We start from the raw sequence: 1,171 nt of genomic DNA, 5'->3' as shown, positions 1-1,171 counted from the left end.
CGCAGGTGGACGAGGGCACGGGCCTGGGCGAGCCGAGCCTCCTCGGAGTCGAAGTCGACGGGGGTGGGACGGGTGAGGAAGAGAACGGCTCCGTGGGGTAGCTCCTCCATGTGAGCGCATGGCGTGGTGAGCACGCGCTTGCGACCGAGCTCCTCCACCAGCCGAGGCCCATAGACGTTGAGCCAGAAGACTTCCTCGACGCGAGGGGTAGCGAGAGGGTTCTTCGCGAGCGGATCGCTGCTCAGCCAGAAGTCGGTGCGGCTGTGGCCCAAACCGACAGAGAGAGGAAGGAGGGAGGCAAGAGCGCGCACGACGGAGACGAAGTGCGTGGCCCAGTGAGCAGCACGGCCTGGCTTGCGAACGAAGGAGAAGGGATTCACCACCAGCTCGAAGGAGCAGAAGACGGCCTCCTCACTTGTTCTGCCTAGAAGATCGAGGGTGATTTCAGGTGGCCGGGAGCGGCCCAGCAGGACGTTTGTGGTGTCGACACCGAGAATTTCTTGGAACCTGTTGCGCAGCATCTGGCGCGAGTACTTCAGACGCCGACGCCCGTGCAGGAAGTACATCTGGTCCGGACGGAGCTCCTCATCCAGCGATTCAACGATGTCCAGGAATGGCTCCAGCCCTTCGATGCCACGCGCCAGCGGATTGATGGGTGAGAAGACCTTGAGGAGGAAGGCGTCAGACTGGTTCCACTCTTCAGGGGACATGGAAGTGGAGTTCAATCCCTCGGCTGCTCGCTCCACCACGTAGGACATTCTTGAGTGAGGGCGAGAGGTTCGTCTCGTCATAGACGAGATGCACGCGAGTCACGACCACTTTCTTTCCGAAGAGGGGATGGCCAGGCCTGCGTATCTCGATGGTTCCGCCGTACTTCAGTTGGGCTTCCGTTACATCGAGGCGCACTTGATTGCGAACCTCGACGTCGCTCATGGCGGAGAAGTCCCGCTGCTTCATGCTGAAGGAGTGGATGTTTGGCCGCATGCCCGCGCTCAGCGTGGCCTCATCCACGACGAGTGCATCCGCGTAGGCGAGGGTGCTGCTGCCCTCATGCTTCAACCCCATGTTCTCCGTGACCAGCGGCCGCTTCATGCCTGGCACCCAGGCCCTGTTGCCGCCGGGCTCCTGGACTTGCTGAAGCACGCGTACCGCACTGCGCTGGAACTCCAGC

General features: G+C 62.2%; 2 pseudogenes. Both read right to left on the bottom strand.

From position 1 onward, the window contains the following. Positions 1-710, bottom strand: a pseudogene (locus tag KY572_RS46860) (hypothetical protein); the annotation flags it as partial. After that, positions 700-1,171: pseudogene (locus KY572_RS46855) on the bottom strand (hypothetical protein); the annotation flags it as partial. The pseudogenes KY572_RS46860 and KY572_RS46855, both read right to left, overlap by 11 nt.

The organism is Hyalangium gracile, assembly GCF_020103725.1.
Classification (GTDB): domain Bacteria; phylum Myxococcota; class Myxococcia; order Myxococcales; family Myxococcaceae; genus Hyalangium; species Hyalangium gracile.
Note: the sequence above shows the minus strand (reverse complement) of the source record. Positions and strands in the feature narration are given on the sequence as shown.